The sequence below is a fragment of the Entomomonas sp. E7T21 genome (assembly GCF_058693955.1).
Genome location: NZ_CP191672.1, coordinates 579,512 through 604,238, shown reverse-complemented (window position 1 = coordinate 604,238; position 24,727 = coordinate 579,512). Strand labels below are relative to the sequence as shown.

Below are 24,727 nucleotides of genomic sequence, written 5' to 3'. Positions count from 1 at the left end.
AGTTGCTTATTGTATTTTTATAAACTATTAACAATAAAAAAGCCCAACATAAGTTGGGCTTTTTAACAGGTAAATCCTAATTATTTAAGGATTTTAGATACAACACCTGCACCTACTGTACGACCACCTTCACGAATAGCAAAACGTAAACCGTCTTCCATCGCGATTGGGTTAATTAAAGTAACAACCATTTTCACGTTATCACCTGGCATAACCATTTCAGTACCTTCTGGTAATTCACAAGAACCAGTTACGTCAGTAGTACGGAAGTAGAATTGTGGACGGTAGCCTTTGAAGAAAGGAGTGTGACGACCACCTTCTTCTTTTGACAAAATGTACACTTCACATTCAAACTCAGTGTGAGGAGTGATAGAACCTGGTTTAGCTAATACTTGACCACGCTCAACGTCTTCACGCTTAGTACCACGTAATAATGCACCAATGTTCTCACCTGCACGACCTTCGTCTAGCAATTTACGGAACATTTCAACACCAGTACAAGTAGTTTTAGTAGTTGGACGTAAACCAACGATTTCAATTTCTTCACCAGTCTTAACAATACCACGCTCAACACGACCAGTTACCACAGTACCACGACCAGAGATTGAGAATACGTCTTCGATTGGCATTAAGAATGGTTGATCAATAGCACGTACAGGCTCAGGAATATAGGAATCTAAAGTTTCAACTAATTTTTGTACAGCAGAAACACCGATACCATTATCATCTTTACCTTCTAATGCCATTAATGCAGAACCGATAATGATAGGCGTATCATCACCAGGGAAATCATAACTATTTAATAAGTCACGAACTTCCATTTCTACTAATTCGATCAACTCAGCATCATCAACCATATCTGCTTTGTTTAAGAATACCACAATGTAAGGTACACCTACTTGACGAGACAATAAGATGTGCTCACGAGTTTGTGGCATAGGACCATCAGCAGCTGAACAAACAAGGATAGCACCATCCATTTGTGCAGCACCAGTGATCATGTTTTTAACATAGTCAGCATGGCCTGGGCAGTCAACGTGTGCGTAGTGACGAGCTGGAGAGTCGTACTCTACGTGAGATGTATTAATAGTAATACCACGCGCCTTTTCTTCTGGAGCATTATCGATTTGGTCGAATGCTTTAGCAGAACCACCCCAAGTATCAGAGCACACTTTAGTTAATGCTGCTGTTAGAGTAGTTTTACCATGGTCCACGTGACCGATTGTACCTACGTTTACGTGGGGTTTGTTACGTTCAAATTTTTCCTTAGCCACGAGAATAAACCTCTTATCAAATCAAATGGAAATATTAACCTTGTTTTTTACTAATTGCTTCAGCAATATTTGATGGTGCCTCAGCATATTTCAAGAACTCCATAGAGTAACTTGCACGACCCTGAGACATTGAGCGAACATCAGTAGCATAACCGAACATTTCACCCAATGGAACTTCTGCTCTAATAACGGTACCAGAAACAGAATCTTCCATACCCTGAATCATACCACGACGGCGGTTAAGGTCACCCATTACATCGCCCATGTAGTCTTCAGGAGTTACTACTTCAACTTTCATAATAGGCTCTAACAACACAGCTCCACCTTTGGTAGAAAGTTGTTTAGTTGCCATTGAAGCAGCAAATTTAAATGCCATCTCGGAAGAGTCAACATCATGGTATGAACCATCAAATACTGTTGCTTTTAAACCTAACAGAGGATAACCGGCAACAACACCGTTTTTCATCTGTTCTTCAATACCCTTCTGGATAGCTGGAATATATTCTTTAGGAATAGCACCACCAACGATTTCGTTAATAAATACTAAACCTTCTTGCCCTTCATCAGCAGGAGCAAAACGAATCCAACAATGACCATATTGACCACGACCACCTGATTGGCGAACATATTTACCTTCAACTTCACAGGTATTACGAATCGCTTCACGGTAAGCAACTTGTGGTTTACCAATATTAGCCTCAACACCAAATTCGCGTTTCATACGATCAACGATGATGTCTAAGTGCAACTCACCCATACCAGAAATAATGGTTTGGCCTGATTCTTCATCAGTTTTTACACGGAATGAAGGATCTTCTTGAGCTAATTTACTTAAAGCAAGACCCATTTTTTCTTGGTCAGCTTTAGTTTTTGGCTCAACAGCTACCGAAATCACTGGCTCTGGGAAGTCCATACGCTCAAGGATAATTTGCTTGTCGTTATCGCATAAAGTATCACCTGTAGTAACATCTTTCATACCGATAAGCGCAGCAATATCACCTGCACGTACTTCATCAATTTCTTTACGATCGTTAGCGTGCATTTGCACCATACGACCAACACGCTCTTTTTTACCCTTTACAGAGTTAATTACAGAGTCGCCTGATTTTAATACACCTGAATAAACACGTACGAAAGTTAAAGTTCCTACGAATTTATCAGAAGCAATTTTAAATGCTAATGCTGAGAATGGTTCATTATCATCAGCATGACGCTCATCATGTTTCTCTTCATCATCTGGATCAGTTCCTTTAATAGCAGGAATTTCATCAGGTGCTGGTAAGAATTGAATAACTGCGTCCAATACTAATGGTACACCTTTATTTTTAAAGGAAGAACCACAAACAGCAGGCACAATTTCATTAGCTAATGTACGAATACGTAGACCAGCAACGATATCATCATAAGATAAGTCACCTTCTTCTAAGTATTTATTCATTAACTCTTCATTAGCTTCAGCAGCTGCTTCAACCATACTAGAACGGTATTCTTCAGCTTGTGCTTGTAGCTCTGCAGGAATTTCTTCTTCGCGATAAGTTACACCTTTATCATCTTCATTCCAATAGATTGCTTTCATTTTTAACAAATCTATTTGGCCTTGGAAGTTATCTTCAGCACCAATTGGAAGTTGAATAGGTACAGGTGTATGACCTAAACGATTTTTGATTTGGTCAACAACACGTAAGAAGTTAGCACCTGCACGGTCCATTTTATTAACGTACACAACACGAGGTACGCAATACTTATTTGCTTGACGCCATACAGTTTCAGATTGTGGTTCAACACCAGAAGTACCACAAAATACTACTACGGCACCATCAAGTACACGTAGTGAACGCTCTACTTCAATAGTAAAGTCAACGTGACCAGGAGTATCAATTACGTTAACACGATAATTATCAAACTGCTTATTTGAGCCAGACCAAAATGCTGTTGTTGCAGCAGAAGTAATAGTAATACCGCGCTCTTGCTCTTGTTCCATCCAGTCCATGGTAGCAGCACCATCATGAACTTCACCTAACTTGTGATTTACACCCGTATAGAACAGAATACGCTCTGTAGTGGTAGTTTTACCAGCATCAACGTGAGCACAGATACCAATATTACGATAACGATTAATAGGAGTTGTACGAGCCATAAGGTCCTCGTTGTATAGTTAACAGTTAAAAGCGATAGTGAGAGAATGCTTTGTTGGCTTCAGCCATACGATGCACGTCTTCACGCTTCTTAACTGCTGCTCCTTTGCCTTCAGAAGCATCTAATAATTCACCCGCTAGTCTTAGCGCCATAGATTTTTCACCGCGCTTACGGGAAGCATCTACTAACCAGCGCATTGCTAGCGCATTACGGCGTGATGGGCGTACTTCTACCGGCACCTGATAAGTTGCACCACCTACACGGCGTGACTTTACTTCTACTAAGGGAGCGATAGCCTCAAGTGCTTTTTCGAAGAACTCTAAAGGTTGCTCGGTATTTTTACGCTGTTTAATGGTTTCAAGTGCACCGTAAACGATACGTTCGGCGACTGCTTTTTTACCACTTTCCATCACGTGATTGATAAACTTAGCGAGAATTTGACTTCCATACTTAGGATCATCAAGAATTTCACGCTTCGCTGCGACACGACGTCTTGGCATTGGATAAGCCCTCTAAAACGGTCTTCAGGTTAGTTCGGGATAACCCCGTCCTTACTCTTATCGACTCAATAAAAAATTAAAAATTACTTAGGACGCTTCGCGCCATATTTTGAACGAGCTTGCTTACGGTCTTTAACACCAGTAGTGTCTAAAGAACCACGCACAGTGTGGTAACGCACACCTGGTAAGTCTTTAACACGACCACCACGGATAAGCACAACACTATGCTCTTGCAAGTTATGACCTTCACCACCGATGTAGGAAGTCACTTCGTAACCATTAGTTAAACGCACACGACATACTTTACGCATAGCCGAGTTTGGTTTTTTAGGTGTAGTTGTGTAAACACGTACACAAACTCCACGACGTTGGGGGCAGCGCTGCAAAGCTGGCACGTCACTTTTTTCGACGAGACGCTTGCGAGGCTTGCGCACCAATTGATTAATTGTTGCCATCTATCGCTCCACGAAACATTTTTACAACATAATAAAAATGGCGAGGCAAAACCCCGCCAAATTTAGGGATATAAAGTCTAAAGACAATCAATCCCCACGTCAAGCAAACAATGATATTTTGTCAATATAACTTAATTTTCTGTTAAGTTTAATGCTTCTGTTAATGCTGCTTCCACTTCATCAGCACTCACTTGCGCATTTGGATCAATATCACGTTTTTGTTTGCGTTCATTATGGTAAGTCAAACCAGTACCTGCTGGTATCAAACGACCCACCACAACGTTTTCTTTAAGTCCACGTAAATAATCACGTTTACCTGTTACCGCTGCCTCAGTAAGAACACGGGTAGTTTCTTGGAATGAAGCCGCAGAGATAAAGGACTCTGTAGATAATGATGCTTTAGTAATACCTAATAAAATCCGCTCATATTTTGCTGGGAATTTATTAGCTGCTACTAGCTCTTCATTTTCTTCAAGTACTTTAGTTAATTCCGCCTGATCACCTTTGATTAAGCTTGAATCACCTGTTTCAGAAACTTCTACTTTACGTAACATTTGGCGTAAGATCGTTTCAATATGCTTATCATTAATCTTCACACCTTGTAAACGATAAACTTCTTGAATCTCTTGCACGATATAATGTGCTAAAGCAGAAACGCCTAATAAACGTAAAATATCATGTGGATTGCTAGGGCCATCTGAAATTACTTCACCACGGCTTACTTGCTCACCCTCAAACACGTTAAGGTGACGCCATTTTGGAATTAACTCTTCATATGGCTCTGCACCATCAGTTGGAGTAATCACTAAACGACGTTTACCTTTAGTTTCTTTACCGAAAGAAATCGTACCACTAATTTCTGCAAGAATTGCAGGCTCTTTCGGACGACGTGCTTCAAACAGATCGGCCACTCGAGGTAGACCACCCGTAATATCACGAGTTTTAACAGTTTCTGTTGGGATACGGGCAATAACTTCACCGATACCAATCTTCGCACCATCAGTAATGTTTACTAAGGCGTTAGCAGGTAATAAGTATTGCGCTGGCACATCAGTACCTGGTAATAATAAATCCTTACCTTTTGCATCAATTAATTTAACTGCTGGACGAATATCTTTACCCGCCACTGGACGATCTTTAGGATCCATTACCTGAATATTGGTTAAACCCGTTAATTCATCCGCTTGACGCTTAATGGTAATGCCTTCCTCCATACCTACGAAAGAAACCATACCTTCAACTTCAGAAACAATCGGGTGAGTACTTGGATCCCACTTAGCAATTACTGCACCTGGAGCTACTTTGTCACCATCATTAATAGTGATTACAGCACCATAAGGTAATTTATAACGCTCACGCTCACGGCCAAACTCATCAGCAACGGCTAACTCACCAGAACGAGATACAGCTACTAGGGCACCATCAGCACGTACTACATGTTTTAAGTTGTGTAAACGAACTGTACCACCATTTTTAACTTGAACGCTATCAGCTGCTGCACTTCGGCTTGCTGCACCACCAATATGGAAAGTACGCATGGTTAACTGAGTACCTGGTTCACCAATTGACTGAGCAGCAATAACACCTACTGACTCACCCATATTTACAAGGTGACCACGTGCTAAATCACGACCATAGCATTGAGCACATAAACCATAACGTGACTCACAGGTAATTGGCGAACGTACAAATATTTCGTCAACATTCATTTGTTCAACAAACTCAACCCATTTCTCGTCAAGTAAAGTACCTGCTGGGATGATTACTTCATTCTTGCTACCTGGTTTAATAACATCATTTGCAACGACACGACCTAATACACGTTCAGCCAATGGCTCAACCACTTCACCGCCTTCAATATAGGCAGTCATCAACAAGCCTTGATCTGTACCACAATCACGCTCATTTACTACTAAGTCTTGTGCTACGTCTACTAAACGACGGGTTAAGTAACCAGAGTTAGCTGTTTTTAATGCGGTATCTGCTAGACCTTTACGAGCACCGTGGGTAGAAATAAAGTACTGTAATACGTTTAGGCCTTCACGGAAGTTCGCAATAATTGGTGTTTCAATAATAGAGCCATCTGGTTTCGCCATCAAACCACGCATACCAGCTAACTGACGAATCTGTGCTGCAGAACCCCGCGCACCTGAGTCAGCCATCATATACATAGAATTGAAAGACTCTTGCTCAACTTCTTTACCTTCACGATCAATAACCTTTTCTTTAGAAAGGTTAGCCATCATTGCTTTTGATACTTCATCGTTCGCTTTTGACCAAAGATCGATTACCTTATTGTACTTCTCACCTTGTGTTACCAGACCAGAAGCATATTGGCTTTCAATCTCTTTCACTTCACGAGTAGCACTTTCAATAATACGTCTTTTCTCATCAGGAATAACAAAGTCATTCACGCCAATAGATACACCTGATAAGGTAGAGTATGCAAAACCTGTATACATTAATTGGTCAGCAAAAATTACGGTGTCTTTTAAACCCACTGTACGATAAGCTTGGTTAATTAGCTTAGAAATTGCTTTCTTCTTCATAGGTTGATTAACCACATCAAAAGATAAGCCATCTGGTACAATTTGGAATAATAGTGCACGACCAATAGTAGTATCTACAATACGAGTATTTTTAGTAATTTCACCTGTATCACGATCTTTAACTACTTCATTAATACGCACTTTTACTTTCGCATGTAAAGCTGCTTCGCCTGAACGGTAAGCACGATCCACTTCTTGCAAATCAGCAAAGGCACGACCTTCACCTTTAGCGTTTACTGCTTCACGGGTCATATAATAAAGACCTAGTACCACGTCTTGTGAAGGTACGATAATAGGTTCACCGTTAGCAGGTGATAATACGTTATTAGTAGACATCATTAACGCACGAGCTTCTAATTGAGCTTCAATGGTTAATGGTACGTGTACTGCCATTTGGTCACCGTCGAAGTCAGCGTTATAAGCCGCACATACTAACGGGTGTAACTGAATAGCTTTACCTTCAATTAATACAGGTTCAAACGCTTGAATACCTAAACGGTGCAGGGTTGGTGCACGGTTTAATAATACTGGATGTTCGCGAATCACATCAGCTAGAACGTCCCATACTTCAGGTAATTCACGCTCCACCATTTTCTTAGCGGCTTTAATAGTAGTTGCAATACCACGTGCTTCTAATTTACCAAAAATAAATGGTTTGAATAACTCAAGCGCCATTTTCTTAGGTAAACCACATTGGTGTAAACGTAAAGTAGGACCTACGGTAATTACTGAACGACCAGAGTAGTCCACACGTTTACCTAATAAGTTCTGACGGAAACGACCTTGTTTACCTTTGATCATATCAGCCAAAGATTTTAAAGGACGTTTGTTAGAACCAGTAATAGCACGACCGCGACGACCATTATCTAATAGCGCATCCACAGACTCTTGTAACATACGTTTTTCGTTACGTACAATAATATCTGGTGCTGCTAAATCCAATAAACGTTTTAGACGATTATTACGGTTAATAACACGACGGTATAAGTCATTTAGATCAGATGTTGCAAAACGACCGCCATCTAATGGTACTAATGGTCTTAAATCAGGTGGAAGTACTGGTAATACAGTTAAAATCATCCACTCAGGTTTATTACCTGAGTTTTTGAAAGCTTCCATTAGTTTTAAGCGCTTAGATAGCTTTTTGATCTTAGTTTCTGAATTCGTTTGTGGAATTTCTTCACGTAAACGATTAATTTCAAACTCTAAATCAATTTGCATTAATAATTCACGAATTGCTTCAGCACCCATCCGTGCATCAAACTCATCAGCAAACTCTTCTAAGGCTTCAAAGTATTGTTCATCATTTAATAATTGACCTTTCTCTAAGGTAGTCATACCTGGATCAATTACTACATAGCTTTCGAAATAGAGCACACGCTCAATATCACGAAGCGTCATATCTAATAATAAGCCAATACGTGATGGTAATGATTTTAAGAACCAAATATGTGCTGTAGGTGAAGCTAACTCAATATGCCCCATACGCTCACGACGTACTTTCGTTAAGGCAACTTCAACACCACATTTTTCACAGATCACACCACGGTGCTTTAAACGTTTATATTTTCCACATAAACATTCATAGTCTTTTACTGGACCAAAGATTTTGGCACAGAATAAACCATCACGCTCAGGTTTAAAGGTACGATAGTTAATGGTTTCTGGCTTTTTAACTTCACCAAAAGACCATGAACGAATCATTTCAGGCGAAGCCAAACCAATGCGGATCGCATCGAATTCACCGGATTGACCTTGATTTTTCAATAAATTAAGCAAATCTTTCAAAGCTTTTCCTCCTAACGGAGCAGGAACAGCACATTATTGTCTGTTCCACTGCTAAACACGTGTTATTCAGTTTCCAGTTCGATATCGATACCAAGTGAACGGATTTCTTTAATCAATACGTTAAAGGATTCTGGCATACCAGCTTCCATTGTATGATTACCATCCACGATGTTTTTATACATCTTAGTACGGCCGTTCACATCATCCGACTTCACAGTCAACATTTCTTGTAAGGTGTAAGCTGCACCATATGCTTCTAGCGCCCACACTTCCATCTCACCGAACCGCTGACCACCAAATTGTGCTTTACCACCTAAAGGTTGTTGCGTTACAAGGCTATAAGAACCTGTAGAACGAGCATGCATCTTATCATCCACTAAGTGGTTAAGTTTCAACATGTACATATAACCTACAGTTACTGGACGCTCGAAAGCATCACCTGTACGGCCATTATATAAACGCATTTGACCAGACTCAGGCATATCTGCTAGTTTTAGCATTGCCTTGATTTCTGTTTCCTTAGCACCATCGAATACAGCGGTAGCCATAGGAACACCTTTACGTAGGTTATTAGCTAGATTAATAACTTCTTGATCTGTTAATTCATCAATATTTTCTTGACGACCACCAATCTCATTATAAATCTCATTTAAGAACTCACGCATTTCAGCTACTTTACGCTGTTCTTCTAACATACGATTGATCTTAACGCCTAAACCTTTTGCAGCCAAACCTAAATGGGTTTCTAGAATTTGTCCCACGTTCATACGTGATGGTACGCCCAATGGATTTAATACAATATCTACTGGCTCGCCGTTTTCATCATATGGCATATCTTCCACAGGCATGATCACTGATACCACACCTTTGTTACCATGACGACCAGCCATCTTATCACCCGGCTGAATACGACGTTTAACCGCTAAGTAAACTTTAACAATTTTTAGAACACCAGGTGCTAAATCATCACCTTGTTGCAGCTTACGTTTCTTATCTTCGAACTTCTCATCCAATAACTTACGACGATCAGCAAGATAAGCTTGTGCTTTTTCCAACTGATCATTAAGTGCATCATCAGTCATACGAATCTTGAACCATTGACCATGTTCAATATCATCAAGAATCTCTTGGGTTAATGCTGTACCTTTCTTAAGGCCTGCACCACCATCCGCTTTATTACCTACTAAGGCTGCACTTAAACGCTCGAAGGTAGCCGTTTCAACGATACGGAACTCTTCGTTTAAGTCTTTACGAATCGCATCTAACTGAGATTTCTCAATAGCTAAAGCACGCGCATCACGCTCTACACCTTCACGTGTAAACACTTGAACATCAATTACTGTACCTTTCGTTGCAGTAGGCACACGTAGTGAAGTATCTTTTACATCACTGGCTTTTTCACCAAAGATAGCACGTAATAGCTTTTCTTCTGGTGTTAATTGTGTTTCACCTTTAGGGGTTACTTTACCCACTAAAATATCACCCGGTTGAACTTCAGCACCTACGTAAACAATACCTGACTCATCTAACTTATTAAGAGCCATCTCACCTACGTTAGGAATATCTGAGGTAATTTCTTCTGGGCCAAGTTTAGTATCACGGGATACACAAGTTAATTCTTGAATATGGATAGTAGTAAAACGATCTTCTTGCACTACACGCTCAGATAATAAAATCGAGTCTTCGAAGTTATAACCATTCCAAGGCATAAACGCAACCCGCATATTTTGACCAAGTGCCAATTCACCCATATCGGTAGAAGGACCATCTGCTAAAATATCGCCACGGGCAACCACATCGCCTTTTTGTACTAAAGGTGTTTGGTTAATACAAGTGTTTTGGTTAGAACGGGTATATTTAGTTAGGTTGTAAATATCAACCCCAGCTTCACCTGTTTCAACCTCATCATCGGCAACACGTACCACGATACTACTAGCGTCCACTGAATCGATCACACCGCCACGGGTTGCAACCACGCACACACCAGAGTCACGAGCCACATAACGCTCCATACCCGTACCTACTAACGGTTTATCCGCTAATAAGGTAGGCACTGCTTGACGTTGCATGTTTGAACCCATCAAAGCACGGTTCGCATCGTCATGCTCCAAGAATGGAATTAATGAAGCAGCTACTGACACAACTTGTTTAGGAGATACATCCATTAAGGTCACATCTTCTGGTGCCTTAACAGTGAATTCGTTCATATGACGAACGGCTACTAACTCTTCAACCAATTTACCTTTTTCTAACTTAGCACTGGCCTGTGCAATTACATGATCAGCTTCTTCAATAGCTGATAAGTAAACTATCTCATCAGTTACTTTTGTATTTTTAACGACACGATATGGGCTTTCTAAGAAACCATATTCATTAGTACGCGCATAAGCAGCTAATGAGTTAATCAAACCAATATTTGGACCTTCAGGCGTTTCAATTGGACATACACGACCATAATGAGTTGGATGTACGTCACGCACCTCAAAACCAGCACGCTCGCGAGTTAAACCACCTGGGCCTAATGCTGAAACACGACGTTTATGAGTGATCTCAGATAATGGATTATTTTGATCCATAAACTGTGATAACTGACTAGCACCAAAGAATTCTTTGATAGCAGCAGCTACTGGTTTAGCATTAATTAAATCTTGTGGCATTAAACCTTCGCTTTCCGCCATTGATAAACGTTCTTTAACCGCACGCTCAACACGCACTAAACCAACACGGAATTGGTTTTCAGCCATTTCACCAACGCAACGTACACGGCGGTTACCTAAGTGGTCAATATCATCCACTGTACCTTTACCATTACGAATAGCCACTAAAGTTTTTAGAACATCAATAATATCTTCTTTACTTAATACGCCAGAACCTTCAATTTCTTCACGACCAATACGGCGATTAAACTTCATACGACCTACCGTTGATAAATCGTAACGTTCTGCTGAGAAGAATAAATTACCAAATAAATTCTCAGCCGCATCCTTGGTTGGAGGCTCGCCAGGACGCATCATACGGTAAATTTCAACTAAGGCTTCTAATTGATTGCTAGTGCTATCATTTTTCAAGGTATCAGAAATAAATGGACCACAATCAATATCATTGGTATAAATCGTTTCGATACGTTTTACACCAGCCTTTACTAATTTTGCTAATAATTCAGTAGTAATCTCTGTATTACATCCAGCAATGATTTCACCAGTTGCTGGATCAGCCACATCATGCGCTAAAGTACGGCCTAAAATATAGTCTAGCCCTACTTCAAGCTCTGTAATACCTGCCTTTTCTAATAAATTAATATGACGAGCAGTAATCCGACGACCTTGTTCAACAATTACTTTGCCTTTCTCATCACGAATATCAAAAGCAGCAATTTCACCACGTAAACGGGATGCCACTAATTCTAAAGTTAAATGATCATCTTTAACATTAAAGATATTAGTATCATAGAATTCGTTCAGAATTTCTTCTGTAGTATAGTTTAAAGCACGTAATAATACAGAAACAGGTAGTTTACGACGGCGATCAATACGTACGAACACTTGATCTTTAGGGTCAAATTCAAAATCTAACCATGAGCCACGGTAAGGAATAATACGCGCTGAATATAACAGCTTACCTGAACTATGTGTTTTGCCACGATCATGGTCAAAGAACACACCTGGACTACGATGTAATTGAGATACAATTACCCGCTCAGTACCATTAATAATAAAAGTACCATTATCAGTCATTAAAGGTACTTCGCCCATATAGACTTCTTGTTCTTTAATATCTTTAATCGCTTTATTAGATGACTCACGATCAAAAATAATTAAACGAACCTTAACGCGTAAAGGTACTGCATAGGTAATGCCACGTAAAATACATTCTTTAACATCAAATGCCGGCTCGCTAAAGCGGTAGCCCACATATTCTAGGGCAGCACTGCCTGAATTGCTAAGAATTGGAAAGACGGATTTAAAAGCTGCATGTAACCCTTTATCACGGAGTTGCTCTTTACTAACGCCTTTCTGTAAAAATTCTTTATAAGAATCTAACTGAATCGCTAGTAAATAGGGTACATCCATAACATCCGGCAACTTACTAAAATCTTTGCGGATACGTTTTTTTTCAGTATAAGAGTAAGCCATCGTGCGCCCCAGTGGTAATCTGGTTAAACTCATTCAATATAAATGAGCCTGAAAAAATCTTTAATTTCAAGGAGTTAACTCCTCAATTATAGCCCTAAGCTATAACGGAAAAAGGCCGGTGGCAAAAGCCACCAGCCATCAGCTCTATTTTAATGTTGGAGCTGCCAACATTAAGCTAAACTTACTTAAGTTCAACCTTAGCACCAGCTTCTTCAAGTGCTTTCTTAGCTGCTTCAGCTTCGTCTTTAGTAGCGCCTTCTTTAACAACACCTGGAGCACCATCAACAACTGCTTTAGCTTCTTTAAGACCTAAACCAGTGATTTCACGTACTGCTTTAATTACGTTAACTTTCTTATCACCAGCTTCAGCTAAGAAGATAGTGAATTCAGTTTTCTCTTCAGCAGCTTCAGCACCAGCACCAGCAGGACCAGCAACTACAGCAGCAGCAGCAGAAACACCAAATTTTTCTTCCATTGCTTTAATTAATTCAACAACTTGCATTACTGACATTTCAGAAACTGCATTGATGATATCTTCGTTAGTAAGAGCCATAACTCTAAATTCCTATATAATTGAAATGGTTAAAAAACCATTAAATAACTTGTTAAACCAATAAACTTTCGCAGAAAAATTAAGCTGCAGAAGCTTCTTTTTGTGCTTGGATAGCGGCCAATGTACGAACAAACTTGCTAGTTGCACCTTGAATAACACTCATCAATTGTGAAATAGCTTCGTCGTATGTTGGTAAGCTTGCTAAAGCATCAGCTGCAATCAAATTGCCTTCAAAAGCGGCAGCTTTGATTTCGAACTTCTCTTGACCTTTTGCAAAATCTTTGAAAATACGGGCAGCAGCGCCTGGATGTTCATTAGAGAAAGCAATTAAGGTAGGGCCTTTAAATGTATCAGTAAGTACTTCAAATGGAGTACCTTCTACTACACGGCGAAGTAGTGTATTACGCACAACGCGCATATATACACCAGATTCACGAGCCTGTTTACGAAGTCCAGTCATAGCACTTACAGTCACGCCACGTGCATCAACAACAACGGCGGATAAAGCGCTTTTAGCAGCCTCGCTGACTTCAGCAACAATCGCTTTTTTGTCTTCGAGTTTAATTGCCACGGGTTTACTCCTGGATGTTCCATTAAACTTAATAGTTATCTATTAAGCGGTTTTGGTGTCTGATTCATTGGAATCGGGAGCACCATCTGCGTAGGCCTATAAGATTAAGGTTAACCACCTACGGTCTTGGATAGCCCCCGCCAGGCAGGGACCCCAATCTAGTTAGCATCATTTATCAATGATGCAATAATTCTTAAATATTTAAAGATGCCTGATCGATTTGTAACCCTGGACCCATTGTTGAGCTAAGAGTAACACGCTTCAAGTAAACACCTTTTGAAGTAGAAGGTTTTAAACGTTTAATTTCAGTTAGTAACGCTTCTAAGTTTTCTTTTAATTTAACTGGTTCAAAGTCAACTTTACCAATAGAGGCATGGATAATACCTTCTTTATTAGTACGGAAACGAACTTGACCAGCTTTAGCACTTTTAACAGCAGTAGCAACATCTGGAGTTACAGTACCCACTTTAGGGTTAGGCATTAAACCACGAGGACCTAATACTTGACCTAATTGACCAACCACACGCATTGCATCAGGAGAAGCGATTACTACGTCATAGTTTAAATCACCCGCTTTCATTTCAGCAGCTAATTCATCCATACCCACCTTATCTGCACCAGCAGCTAAGGCAGCTTCAGCAGCAGCACCTTGAGTGAATACAGCAACACGTACAGTTTTACCTGTACCATTAGGCATATCAGCAGCACCACGTACTACTTGATCTGACTTACGAGGGTCAACGCCTAAATTAACAGCAATATCAACTGATTCTTTAAATTTGACAGTTGATAATTCAGCTAATAATTTAGCTGCATCTTCAATTGCGTAAACTTTATTTGCTTCAACTTTTTCAGCGATAGCTTTTTGACGCTTAGTTAACTTAGCCATTATACACCCTCCACATTTAAGCCCATGCTACGAGCAGAACCAGCGATGGTGCGCAAAGCAGCGTCTAAATCAGCAGCTGTTAAATCAGCTTGTTTAGCTTTAACAATTTCTTCTAGTTGAGCACGAGTTACAGTACCCACTTTTTGTGTATTAGGCTTAGCAGAACCACTTTTAATACCAGCCGCTTTTCTTAATAATACAGCAGCAGGAGTACTCTTAGTTTCAAAAGTGAAACTACGGTCTGCGTATACAGTAATGATAACTGGTGTAGGAAGACCTGGTTCCATGCCTTGTGTTTTAGCATTGAACGCTTTACAGAATTCCATGATGTTTACACCATGTTGACCTAATGCAGGACCAACTGGTGGGCTAGGGTTAGCCTGACCGGCTTTTACTTGCAATTTAATATATGCCGTTATTTTCTTAGCCATTATATGCTCCAATGATGGGTATTAACGCTCCAAGAGCTCCCCGTTACAAACAACTCTATCCCCATAAAGGGGACAGAGATTTTTAAATATCAAACTTTTTCGACTTGACCAAACTCAAGTTCAACTGGCGTTAAACGCCCAAAAATAGAAACAGCCACTTGCACACGGCTTTTTTCGTAGTTTACTTCTTCTACAGTACCATTGAAATCAGCAAATGGTCCATCAGTCACACGAACTGTTTCACCTGGTTCAAACAATGTTCTTGGTTTAGGCTTATCACCTGTATTAGCTACACGCTGCAAAATAGCTTCTGCCTCTCTTTCAGTGATAGGTGCTGGTTTATCAGCTGTACCACCAATAAAGCCCATCACGCGAGGTGTATCTTTCACTAAGTGCCATGTACTATCATTCATTTCCATTTGCACTAGAACATAACCTGGAAAGAATTTGCGCTCACTTTTGCGTTTTTGACCACTACGCATTTCCACTACTTCTTCAGTAGGTACTAAGATTTCACCAAATTCTTCTTCTTTACCAGCTAATTTAACACGCTCTTGTAATGAACGCATTACATGCTTTTCATAGCCAGAATAGGCGTGTACCACATACCAACGTTTAGCCATGAATCATTACCCTACAATTAAAGAAACTAACCAACCAAATAGAGTATCTAAACCCCACAATATTAAAGCAGTAATAATCACTACCACGACTACAATTAATGTAGTTTGCTTAGTTTCTTGACGGGTAGGCCAAACCACTTTACGAATTTCTGCACGAGCTGATTTTAGCAAGCCAAAAAATATCTGACCTTTTTGAGTTTTCAACCCAATAAAGATAGCTAACGCTGCTAAAACTAATAAACCGACAACTCGATAAAATATAGATATATCAATAGATGCAAGATACCAATTCCCCGCAACACCAGCCACTACGAGAATAGTAACAATGATCCATTTCAGGGGATCAAGACGATAGCTTTGGGTTTCAACCTTGGTACTCATCTAAAAAGATCCTTAAGTAAGAATAAATTACCAGTTCCTATATCATTTAGGAAACTGGCAGGCCAGGAGGGAATCGAACCCCCAACCTACGGTTTTGGAGACCGTCGCTCTGCCAATTGAGCTACTGGCCTAATAAAAGGCCGGACATTATACTTACTTTAACCAACAAAAAGCAACCCCTTCCAAAATATTTTTCTCTTATTAAATATTTGTTGAAACAGAAAAGGTTTTATCCTTACACAATGGAGCTCATGAGCGGATTTGAACCGCTGACCTCACCCTTACCAAGGGTGTGCTCTACCAACTGAGCTACATGAGCAAGATTATAAAAGATGGAGCGGGCAGCGGGAATCGAACCCGCATCATCAGCTTGGAAGGCTGAGGTTCTACCACTAAACTATGCCCGCTTACTTGTCAAAAGTAATCTGGTGGAGGGGGAAGGATTCGAACCTTCGAAGTTGAAAACGTCAGATTTACAGTCTGATCCCTTTGGCCGCTCGGGAACCCCTCCAAAGTGAGGCGGCATTTTGCTTGTAAATGCCGTCGCTGTCAAGTATTTTTTAAAAAAAATTATTGTTTTTTTACTTATTCCCTTAACTTAGTAATCAAATTTAATTAAGCTAAACCATATCCCATTAAGCGCTTATAGCGCTGCTCTAATAACTCATCTGTGGTTAACTTCTGCAAATCTGCCAATTGTTTGGCTAATACAGTTCGAATATTAGTAGCGGTTATATCATAATCTCTGTGCGCACCACCTAATGGCTCTGCAATTACTTGATCAACAATATTTAAGCCTTTTAAGCGCTCAGCAGTTACACCCATAGCTTCAGCCGCATCAGGTGCTTTTTCAGCTGTTTTCCAAAGAATAGAGGCACAACCCTCTGGTGAAATCACTGAATAAATAGAGTATTGCAACATATTTAAACGATCACCCACACCAATGGCTAAAGCACCACCAGAACCACCCTCACCAATTACCGTAGCAATAATAGGTGTTTTTAAACGTGACATAACTCGTAAGTTCCAAGCAATCGCTTCACTTTGACCACGTTCTTCTGCACCAATGCCTGGATAAGCACCTGGTGTATCAATAAAGGTTAGAATAGGCATTTTAAAACGCTCAGCCAGCTCCATTAAACGACATGCTTTACGATAACCTTCTGGACGAGGCATACCAAAGTTACGGCGTACCTTCTCTTTAACGTCACGTCCTTTTTGATGCCCTATTATCACAATAGGCTTATCATCAAAACGAGCCACACCACCTACAATTGCTTCATCATCTGCATAATGGCGATCACCATGCAACTCTTCAAACTCAGTAAATAAATGATTTATATAGTCTAATGTATAGGGACGTTTAGGATGACGAGATAACTGAGTAATCTGCCAACTGGTCAAATTATTAAATAAGCTAACTGTTTTTTCTTGCTTTTCTTTTTCTAGATTGGCGATAGCTTCTGATATATTTTGAGAGTTGCCATCTTGTGCCAAACGTAATTCATCTATTTTAGCAATCAAATCGGCAATAGGCTGTTCAAAGTCAAGAAAATTTGGGTTCATAACCATCCCGCTTAGTTAAAATAATACCATAATTAATTAGCCATTATAACTTTTCATCTCTTAAACAGCTAATTAACAATTAAATTTATATTATGATAGATTATATACATAAATCATAAGTTCGTCATGGAATAACCATTTAACAAGGAAATTTATGAACTATTTACTTCGCCCACTATTTATTATTATTTTTAGTTCCCTTTTCTGCCATATAACAGTTTATGCTGAAACAGTATATCCATCACCAAACAATGATTATGTTAATGATTTTGCCAATATAGTCCATCCCACAGATAAAAGTAATTTATTAAGACAACTAGAAACTGTCGAAGAACAAACAGGCATAGAAATTGTAGTCGTTACTATTAATGCAATGGCTGACTATGGCTATACAGGCACAACTATTGAACCATTTGCCACTGACTTTTTTAATACTTGGGGTGTAGGCCATAAAGAGACTAATGATGGCATAATGATTTTAGTCTCTAAACAAGATAGAAAGGTAAGAATTGAGCTAGGCTTAGGCTATTCCTCTAAATACAATGGATTAATGAAAGATGTTATTGATGAAAAAATGCTACCTTTTTTTAAAACAGGTGACTATAGCAGAGGTATTTATGAAGGAACACAAGCAGTTATTAATAATGTCACTAAGCAAGTTTCATGGTTTTACTTCTATCGTTGGGAGTTAGGATTAACGGCTTTAGCTATTCTTTGTATTGGTGCAGCAATATCTTGTATGCGCTCAGGTAAAAAAGGGTGGGGATGGATATTTTTTACAATCGCAGGGTTTTTAATATTAATTGTTATCAAATTGCTACTAAGTGGCAATAAGAAAAGAGGAGGCTTTGGTGGTGGACGATCTGGTGGCGGTGGCGCTAGTGGATCATGGTAATAATTAACTAGCCAAATATAAAACTTGGCTAGCTAACAAAAATTTTCAATAAACGCTTAATTAATATAATGAAATAATTACTGTTTTTTATCTTTTACTTTAAAATGAATCCAATACACTTCTTTTTCAACAAAATAACTCATATTTTGTCCATTCTTATCTATAAAGAATGATGGATTATGATCACCTATTACTACCACCTCAGCCCCTGCCATTTCGGGCTTACTTACCAAATCTGCAAGAGCATCAAAATACTGTGCTTGTAACATCAAATTACGACATGTATCAATATCACGTGGGATATTAAATTTCTCACAGGAAAACCTATGATTTTTAATTTCTTTCTCTGGATAATTATAATGTGTTGTTAATGTTAGCCAATATAAAAATATCTTTTTATTATCCCCAAATTTTTCAGCAATAAATGGAACTAAACTTGGATCAAAAATAGCCCTATTCTCAAAACTATCTTTTGGTAAATCGATATCTCCCCCAAAATAAATTTCATTAAATCCAACAATTGGGTACCAATGCTTACGATCATACAAAATATCAGATAATGCATGTAGTGATATTGTATTATACCCCTGCTTAACTAATTGATTTGGCAAACACTTTTTATATCCATAGGATATATGTGCTGCAAATAAGCTACTTAAACCGAAAACTTTTGACTCACAAAGCTCTCTTAACTCACCAGAGCTTGTATTATCTCCTGCCAAGCTAGCCCCTTCATTAAAGAAATCAAAAATATCCTTTTTGGCTTTTAATTTAGCCAATATATCTTGTTGTACTTCTAAATTTTTAGGCACCCCCCATGACTCATTGACCACCAACAATAACTTAGGACTTAATTTTTCATTTTTACTAAGTTTATCAAACCAAGGCTTAGAAGCATTATCAAAGTCTGTTGGATGTAACACAACATCATCTGATAACTTCATTACTTTTTCATAATTCTTTATAAAGTAAAAAGACTGACTGCTAATTATATTTACATATAGAGATAGCGATACCACTATACCTAATATGAATGACAGGGACATTATAAGAAATAATGATTTAATATTAGCTTTTGTGGAGAAATAACATAATAAAACTAACTGAAATAAAGCTAATACTAATACACCAGCTGCATAATACTTAAAAATTGGAGGGCCATTAAATAAAGAAGCCAATAAATAAAAAAAGTCTGGCAGTGTAATTTGATAAGGAATACATCGTAAAATTATAAATAGTGCATCTATACAAAAGAAAAGTATAAATGTTATTCCACCCAAAATTTTAAAATACCTATTAGCACAGGCTAATAAGATGACAGGTAAAAAATAGTCTATATTTATAGGATATCTTGTAATGTTGATATCAATAAAAATAACAACAAGGTAAATTAAAGTATTTGGTAAAAGTATTCCAATAAGAAAAGCTTTTACAATATTATCTTTATTAAACCAATCTAGCCGTTTAAAAAATTCCACTACATTATCCCTACACACATCACTATTTCACAAATAAAAAAACCTACTGATTGAACACTACTAATTAACGATAATTCAAATAGACATTATCTCTACCAAATTGATCTCTTAGCAACTGAATCAATTGATCAGCTGGTTTAATTTGCCACTCATTGCCTAACTTTAATAACGCTGTTGCTTGCTCATTTTGATAATCTAAACTGATTGGGCAACTACCTTTATGTTGTTGTAATAAACTGGTTAACCAATTTAGTTTATCGATAGCTAACTGTTCTGGTTTAACACAGATACGTAAACTCTCTGCTAAACTTACTCGTGCATCCAATAAACTATGAACTTTTTTAACGCGTAATCTTAGTCCACCAGAAAAATCATCATGACTAACTTCACCCTCTACAACAACCATAGCATCTGTTTGTAATAAAGCCTGAAACTCACTAAAAACATCTGCAAATAAGGATGCTTCAATACGTCCTGAACGATCATCTAGTACGATAAAACCCATTTTATCGCCTTTCTTATTTTTCATCACTCGCATGCTAACAATAAGTCCAGCAATAGTTTGACTATCTCTTGAGGGTTTGAGGTCAACAATACGCTGTTTCGCAAAGCGACGTACTTCTACTTCATACTCGTCAATAGGGTGTCCTGTTAAATAGAGACCAAGAGTTTCTTTCTCCCCTTTTAGACGATCTTTAATCGATAGTTCACGAATTTTTTTGTAGGCTTGATATACATCCCCTGTTGACTCATCCACAAATAAATCAGCAAATAAATCAATATGACCGCTGTCTTTACTTCTTGCCTGTTGTTCAGCAGCTTGAATAGCATCATCCATTGCAGCAGCTAATACTGCACGATTTCTATCAACCGTGGCTTTATATGCCTTTAATTCATCATGGTAATGAGGGCCTAAACGATCTAAAGCTCCAGAGCGAATCAATGCTTCTAAGGTACGTTTATTAATACGTTTTAAATCTACCCGCTTACAGAAATCAAATAAGTCTTTAAATGGTCCTGCTTGACGAGCCTCTACAATAGCTTCAACAGGCCCTTCACCAACCCCTTTAATCGCACCTAAGCCATAAATAATTCGCTGATCATCACCTACTGTAAATTTAAATTCAGAAGCATTTACATCTGGAGCATCTATACGCAACTTCATGCTGCGGCATTCTTCAATAAGCGTAACTACTTTATCTGTGTTATGCATATCAGCAGAAAGTACAGCCGCCATAAAAGGTGCAGGGTAATGAGTTTTTAACCAAGCTGTTTGGTAGGAAACTAGGCCATAAGCAGCAGAGTGAGACTTATTAAAGCCATAACCAGCAAATTTTTCTACCAAATCAAAAATATTGCCTGCCAAATCCTGATCAATACCATTTTTCTCAGAACCCTCTAAAAAAACAGAGCGTTGCTTTGCCATTTCTTCAGGTTTCTTTTTACCCATGGCTCGACGCAACATATCCGCACCACCAAGGGTATAACCTGCCATTACTTGTGCAATTTGCATTACTTGTTCTTGATACAAGATAATGCCATAAGTAGGTGATAATACAGATCTTAAGCTCTCCAATTGATAATCAGGATGGGGAAAAGCTAATTCTGCACGACCATGTTTACGGTTTATAAAATCATCCACCATTCCTGATTGCAATGGCCCAGGCCGAAATAATGCTACCAATGCGATAATATCTTCTAAACAGTCAGGTTTAAGCTTTTTAATCAGCTCTTTCATTCCTCTAGACTCTAGCTGGAACACTGCTGTTGTTTCTGCTCGTTGTAAGAGTTTATAGGTTTTATCATCATCCAGAGGAATAAAGTTGATATCTAGAGGAGGCTCCTCCTGCTTAGCACGCTCACGATTAATAGTTGCTATTGCCCAATCAATAATGGTTAATGTTCTAAGCCCTAAAAAGTCAAATTTGACTAGACCGGCTGCTTCAACATCATCTTTATCATATTGCGTGACTAAATTATGGCCATCTTCATCACATTGTACAGGAGAAAAATCCGTTAACTTAGTAGGTGCAATAACCACCCCTCCCGCATGCTTACCTGTATTACGAGTAATACCTTCTAACTTTAAGGACATTTCCCAAATTTCGGCAGCTTCATCATCATTTTTCAGAAAATCCCTTAAGTTTTCTTCTTGCTCATAAGCTTTCTGTAAAGTCATCCCTATTTCAAAAGGAATCATTTTTGATAATCGATCGGCTAAACCATATGATTTACCCTGCACGCGTGCCACATCTCGTACAACCCCCTTAGCAGCCATTGTACCAAAGGTAATAATTTGACTAACTGCGTTACGACCATAGGTTTCAGCCACATAGTCAATCACTCGGTCACGACCATCCATACAGAAATCCACGTCAAAGTCAGGCATGGAGATCCGCTCTGGATTTAAAAAACGTTCAAACAGTAAATCATACGCTAGTGGGTCAAGGTCAGTAATTTTTAAAGAATACGCTACTAAGGAACCCGCCCCAGAACCACGACCCGGTCCTACAGGCACACCATTATTCTTGGCCCATTTAATAAAGTCCATCACAATAAGGAAGTAACCAGGGAAACCCATTTGAATAATAATATCTAACTCAAATTTCAAACGGTCTAAATACACTTGTTTTTTTGCATCGTAATCAGGTGTATCTTTAGGTAAGGTATGCGTTAACCTTTCTTCTAAACCATCCAAAGACTCTTTACGGAAAAAATCATCCATGGTCATGCCTTCAGGCACAGGATAATTAGGTAAGAAATACTTGCCTAACTGTACTTTAATATTACAACGCTTGGCAATTTCAACTGTATTTTCTAAAGCCTCTGGCAAGTCACTAAATAACTCAGCCATCTCCTCTGGTGTTTTTAAATATTGCTGATTACTATAAAAACGTGGTCGCTTTGAATCATCTAATACCCTTCCCTCACCAATACAAACTCTTGTTTCATGTGCTTCAAACTCTTCTTCAGTTAAAAAACGTACATCATTGGTAGCAACCAAAGGCACATCATGTCGAGAAGCTAGAGCCACCGCTGCATGGAGGTATTCTTCTTCTTGTGGTCTATTAGTACGTTGTACTTCTAAATAAAAACTATCTTTAAAATAATTAAGCCATTCTTTTAATAACTCATCGGCATCATTAGGGTTATTAGATAACAAAGCTTGTCCTATTTCCCCTTCCCTTGCACCTGATAAAGCAATTAAGCCTTCTGCTGCGACCTTTACCCAGTCTCGCTCGACTATGATCATTCCTTCACTTTGGCCTTGTTCAAAGCCTTTTGAAATAAGCTCTGTTAAATTACGATAGCCTTGCTCATTCATTACCAATAAAGTTAAACGGCTCACAGGCCCATCAGGAAAACGACTGGCTACCCATAAGTCAGCTCCACAGATAGGTTTAATCCCTGAACTATTGGCAGTTTTATAAAATTTAATTAAGGCGCATAAATTATTCTGATCAGTTACTGCTACTGCTGGCATATTAGCGGCAGTTGCTGCTTTAATCAGTGGCTTCACTCTTACTAAACCATCAACCAGTGAATATTCAGTGTGAACACGTAAATGAACGAAAGAAACAGCCATTATCTATAAACCTAAGTAATACTAAAAAGAAGCTATTTTACCTCTCTCTTATCTATTAAGGTAAATTAATTCCATATAACTTTGTTTCTCACCAAGTATCAAAGATAACAAGCTTATCCAACCATTGTTTTGTAATTATCATATCTATTTACAATTTGCTGGAACTAACCCGTCTTATAATTGATCTATTATTACACTAAGACGAATTTGCTATTTTTATCAAAAGCTCCCTTATGTTAAGTTGATTTTAACAAGATAGTGAAAACAGTCTCTAATATTTAAATATAAGGAATACATTATGAAACTTTTTTATGCTCCAGGTGCCTGCTCATTATCACCTCATATGGTACTTTGTGAAGCGGGAGTTCACTTTGATTTAGAAAGAGTGGATCTCGCTACTAAAAAAACTGAGCAAGGTGATGACTATTTAAAAGTTAACCCTAAAGGACAAGTTCCTGCACTTTTATTAGATAATGGTAATTTATTAACTGAAGGGGCTGTGATTGTTCAATATATAGCTAACCATGCATCTAGCAAACATTTAATGCCCCCACAGACTGATTTCAAATATTATGAAGCTTTAGAGTGGCTTAACTATATTGCTACTGAATTACATAAAGGCTTTAGCCCATTATTTAATCCAAAATTTCCAGAGGATTTAAAACAAGCTACCCGTAAACAATTAGAAAAGAAATTGGCTTATGTTGACAGCCAGTTGAACCATAAAGATTTTTTACTAGGTGAGCAAATCAATGTTGCGGATTTCTATTTATATACCATTCTTACATGGGCTAAAAAAATGAATCTAGAAATGGCATCATTAGCCAATCTAACCCATTTTATTAAAAATATGGAAGAACGCCCTTCTGTAAAAACAGCACTGGCGGCTGAGAAGAAATAAGCTTTACAGAAAAAAGGG

17 protein-coding genes and 4 tRNA genes are annotated in these 24,727 nt (G+C 38.6%); 2 read left to right on the top strand and 19 right to left on the bottom strand.

Annotation, left to right across the window (positions count from 1 at the left end; all coding sequences use genetic code 11):
- Positions 1 to 80: 80 nt before the first annotated feature.
- The 17 genes from tuf to ACQVD9_RS02885 form a co-directional block, all read right to left on the bottom strand.
- Complete coding sequence (gene tuf / locus ACQVD9_RS02965) at positions 81 to 1,274, bottom strand: elongation factor Tu (RefSeq protein ID WP_264747387.1); 1,194 nt, start codon at positions 1,272 to 1,274, stop codon at positions 81 to 83.
- A gap of 34 nt (positions 1,275 to 1,308) precedes the next feature.
- Positions 1,309 to 3,411, bottom strand: a complete 2,103-nt coding sequence (gene fusA, locus ACQVD9_RS02960) for an elongation factor G (protein WP_264747386.1) — start codon at positions 3,409 to 3,411, stop codon at positions 1,309 to 1,311.
- A 25-nt stretch (positions 3,412 to 3,436) separates the two neighbouring features.
- Positions 3,437 to 3,910 (bottom strand): 30S ribosomal protein S7, encoded by a 474-nt coding sequence (rpsG, locus tag ACQVD9_RS02955; RefSeq protein ID WP_201091855.1) that lies wholly within the window; start codon positions 3,908 to 3,910, stop codon positions 3,437 to 3,439.
- An 83-nt stretch (positions 3,911 to 3,993) separates the two neighbouring features.
- Positions 3,994 to 4,365 (bottom strand): 30S ribosomal protein S12, encoded by a 372-nt coding sequence (rpsL, locus tag ACQVD9_RS02950; protein ID WP_264747385.1) that lies wholly within the window; start codon positions 4,363 to 4,365, stop codon positions 3,994 to 3,996.
- Between the two features lie 131 nt (positions 4,366 to 4,496).
- Positions 4,497 to 8,702, bottom strand: a complete 4,206-nt coding sequence (rpoC, locus tag ACQVD9_RS02945; RefSeq protein ID WP_264747384.1) for a DNA-directed RNA polymerase subunit beta' — start codon at positions 8,700 to 8,702, stop codon at positions 4,497 to 4,499.
- A gap of 62 nt (positions 8,703 to 8,764) precedes the next feature.
- The gene (rpoB, locus tag ACQVD9_RS02940; RefSeq protein ID WP_264747383.1) at positions 8,765 to 12,835 is read right to left on the bottom strand and encodes a DNA-directed RNA polymerase subunit beta; all 4,071 of its coding nucleotides are present in this window, start codon (positions 12,833 to 12,835) and stop codon (positions 8,765 to 8,767) included.
- A 181-nt stretch (positions 12,836 to 13,016) separates the two neighbouring features.
- Positions 13,017 to 13,388, bottom strand: a complete 372-nt coding sequence (rplL, locus tag ACQVD9_RS02935) for a 50S ribosomal protein L7/L12 (protein WP_264747382.1) — start codon at positions 13,386 to 13,388, stop codon at positions 13,017 to 13,019.
- Between the two features lie 79 nt (positions 13,389 to 13,467).
- Positions 13,468 to 13,959 carry a 50S ribosomal protein L10 gene (gene rplJ, locus ACQVD9_RS02930; protein ID WP_264747381.1) on the bottom strand — a complete coding sequence of 164 codons (492 nt, stop codon included), beginning with the start codon at positions 13,957 to 13,959 and terminating at the stop codon, positions 13,468 to 13,470.
- Positions 13,960 to 14,152: 193 nt separating this feature from the next.
- Entirely contained in the window at positions 14,153 to 14,848 is a 696-nt protein-coding gene (rplA, locus tag ACQVD9_RS02925) for a 50S ribosomal protein L1 (protein ID WP_264747380.1), read from the bottom strand.
- Positions 14,848 to 15,279, bottom strand: coding sequence for a 50S ribosomal protein L11 (gene rplK, locus ACQVD9_RS02920; RefSeq protein ID WP_264747379.1), 432 nt, complete (start codon positions 15,277 to 15,279; stop codon positions 14,848 to 14,850). The genes rplA and rplK overlap by 1 nt, the downstream gene beginning before the upstream one ends.
- A gap of 89 nt (positions 15,280 to 15,368) precedes the next feature.
- Complete coding sequence (nusG, locus tag ACQVD9_RS02915; RefSeq protein ID WP_201091871.1) at positions 15,369 to 15,902, bottom strand: transcription termination/antitermination protein NusG; 534 nt, start codon at positions 15,900 to 15,902, stop codon at positions 15,369 to 15,371.
- A gap of 6 nt (positions 15,903 to 15,908) precedes the next feature.
- Positions 15,909 to 16,283, bottom strand: a complete 375-nt coding sequence (gene secE / locus ACQVD9_RS02910) for a preprotein translocase subunit SecE (RefSeq protein WP_264747378.1) — start codon at positions 16,281 to 16,283, stop codon at positions 15,909 to 15,911.
- Positions 16,284 to 16,338: 55 nt separating this feature from the next.
- Positions 16,339 to 16,414, bottom strand: a tRNA-Trp gene (locus ACQVD9_RS02905).
- A gap of 112 nt (positions 16,415 to 16,526) precedes the next feature.
- Positions 16,527 to 16,602, bottom strand: a tRNA-Thr gene (locus tag ACQVD9_RS02900).
- A 14-nt stretch (positions 16,603 to 16,616) separates the two neighbouring features.
- A tRNA-Gly gene (locus tag ACQVD9_RS02895) sits at positions 16,617 to 16,690 on the bottom strand.
- A 19-nt stretch (positions 16,691 to 16,709) separates the two neighbouring features.
- Positions 16,710 to 16,794, bottom strand: a tRNA-Tyr gene (locus ACQVD9_RS02890).
- Between the two features lie 104 nt (positions 16,795 to 16,898).
- Positions 16,899 to 17,849, bottom strand: coding sequence for an acetyl-CoA carboxylase carboxyltransferase subunit alpha (locus tag ACQVD9_RS02885; protein WP_264747377.1), 951 nt, complete (start codon positions 17,847 to 17,849; stop codon positions 16,899 to 16,901).
- Between the two features lie 154 nt (positions 17,850 to 18,003).
- On the opposite strand from ACQVD9_RS02885, the gene ACQVD9_RS02880 reads away from it, so the two are divergent.
- Positions 18,004 to 18,744 (top strand): TPM domain-containing protein, encoded by a 741-nt coding sequence (locus ACQVD9_RS02880; RefSeq protein ID WP_264747376.1) that lies wholly within the window; start codon positions 18,004 to 18,006, stop codon positions 18,742 to 18,744.
- A gap of 77 nt (positions 18,745 to 18,821) precedes the next feature.
- Here ACQVD9_RS02880 and ACQVD9_RS02875 read toward each other — a convergent pair whose 3' ends face one another.
- The gene (locus ACQVD9_RS02875; RefSeq protein ID WP_264747375.1) at positions 18,822 to 20,222 is read right to left on the bottom strand and encodes a sulfatase-like hydrolase/transferase; all 1,401 of its coding nucleotides are present in this window, start codon (positions 20,220 to 20,222) and stop codon (positions 18,822 to 18,824) included.
- A 64-nt stretch (positions 20,223 to 20,286) separates the two neighbouring features.
- Positions 20,287 to 23,808, bottom strand: coding sequence for a DNA polymerase III subunit alpha (dnaE, locus tag ACQVD9_RS02870; protein WP_264747374.1), 3,522 nt, complete (start codon positions 23,806 to 23,808; stop codon positions 20,287 to 20,289).
- A 298-nt stretch (positions 23,809 to 24,106) separates the two neighbouring features.
- On the opposite strand from dnaE, the gene gstA reads away from it, so the two are divergent.
- A complete protein-coding gene (gstA, locus tag ACQVD9_RS02865; protein WP_264747373.1) occupies positions 24,107 to 24,709 on the top strand; it encodes a glutathione transferase GstA in 603 nt (200 codons plus the stop codon).
- Positions 24,710 to 24,727: the final 18 nt, after the last annotated feature.

What these genes read in the sequence shown, in the direction of transcription:
- dnaE (WP_264747374.1), bottom strand. Translation starts at nt 23,808, where the DNA reads ATGGCTGTTTCTTTCGTTCATTTACGTGTTCACACTGAATATTCACTG.
- nusG (WP_201091871.1), bottom strand. Translation starts at nt 15,902, where the DNA reads ATGGCTAAACGTTGGTATGTGGTACACGCCTATTCTGGCTATGAAAAG.
- rplA (WP_264747380.1), bottom strand. Translation starts at nt 14,848, where the DNA reads ATGGCTAAGTTAACTAAGCGTCAAAAAGCTATCGCTGAAAAAGTTGAA.
- rplK (WP_264747379.1), bottom strand. Translation starts at nt 15,279, where the DNA reads ATGGCTAAGAAAATAACGGCATATATTAAATTGCAAGTAAAAGCCGGT.
- ACQVD9_RS02885 (WP_264747377.1), bottom strand. Translation starts at nt 17,849, where the DNA reads ATGAACCCAAATTTTCTTGACTTTGAACAGCCTATTGCCGATTTGATT.
- rpsL (WP_264747385.1), bottom strand. Translation starts at nt 4,365, where the DNA reads ATGGCAACAATTAATCAATTGGTGCGCAAGCCTCGCAAGCGTCTCGTC.
- fusA (WP_264747386.1), bottom strand. Translation starts at nt 3,411, where the DNA reads ATGGCTCGTACAACTCCTATTAATCGTTATCGTAATATTGGTATCTGT.
- secE (WP_264747378.1), bottom strand. Translation starts at nt 16,283, where the DNA reads ATGAGTACCAAGGTTGAAACCCAAAGCTATCGTCTTGATCCCCTGAAA.
- gstA (WP_264747373.1), top strand. Translation starts at nt 24,107, where the DNA reads ATGAAACTTTTTTATGCTCCAGGTGCCTGCTCATTATCACCTCATATG.
- ACQVD9_RS02880 (WP_264747376.1), top strand. Translation starts at nt 18,004, where the DNA reads ATGAACTATTTACTTCGCCCACTATTTATTATTATTTTTAGTTCCCTT.
- rpsG (WP_201091855.1), bottom strand. Translation starts at nt 3,910, where the DNA reads ATGCCAAGACGTCGTGTCGCAGCGAAGCGTGAAATTCTTGATGATCCT.
- rpoB (WP_264747383.1), bottom strand. Translation starts at nt 12,835, where the DNA reads ATGGCTTACTCTTATACTGAAAAAAAACGTATCCGCAAAGATTTTAGT.
- rplL (WP_264747382.1), bottom strand. Translation starts at nt 13,388, where the DNA reads ATGGCTCTTACTAACGAAGATATCATCAATGCAGTTTCTGAAATGTCA.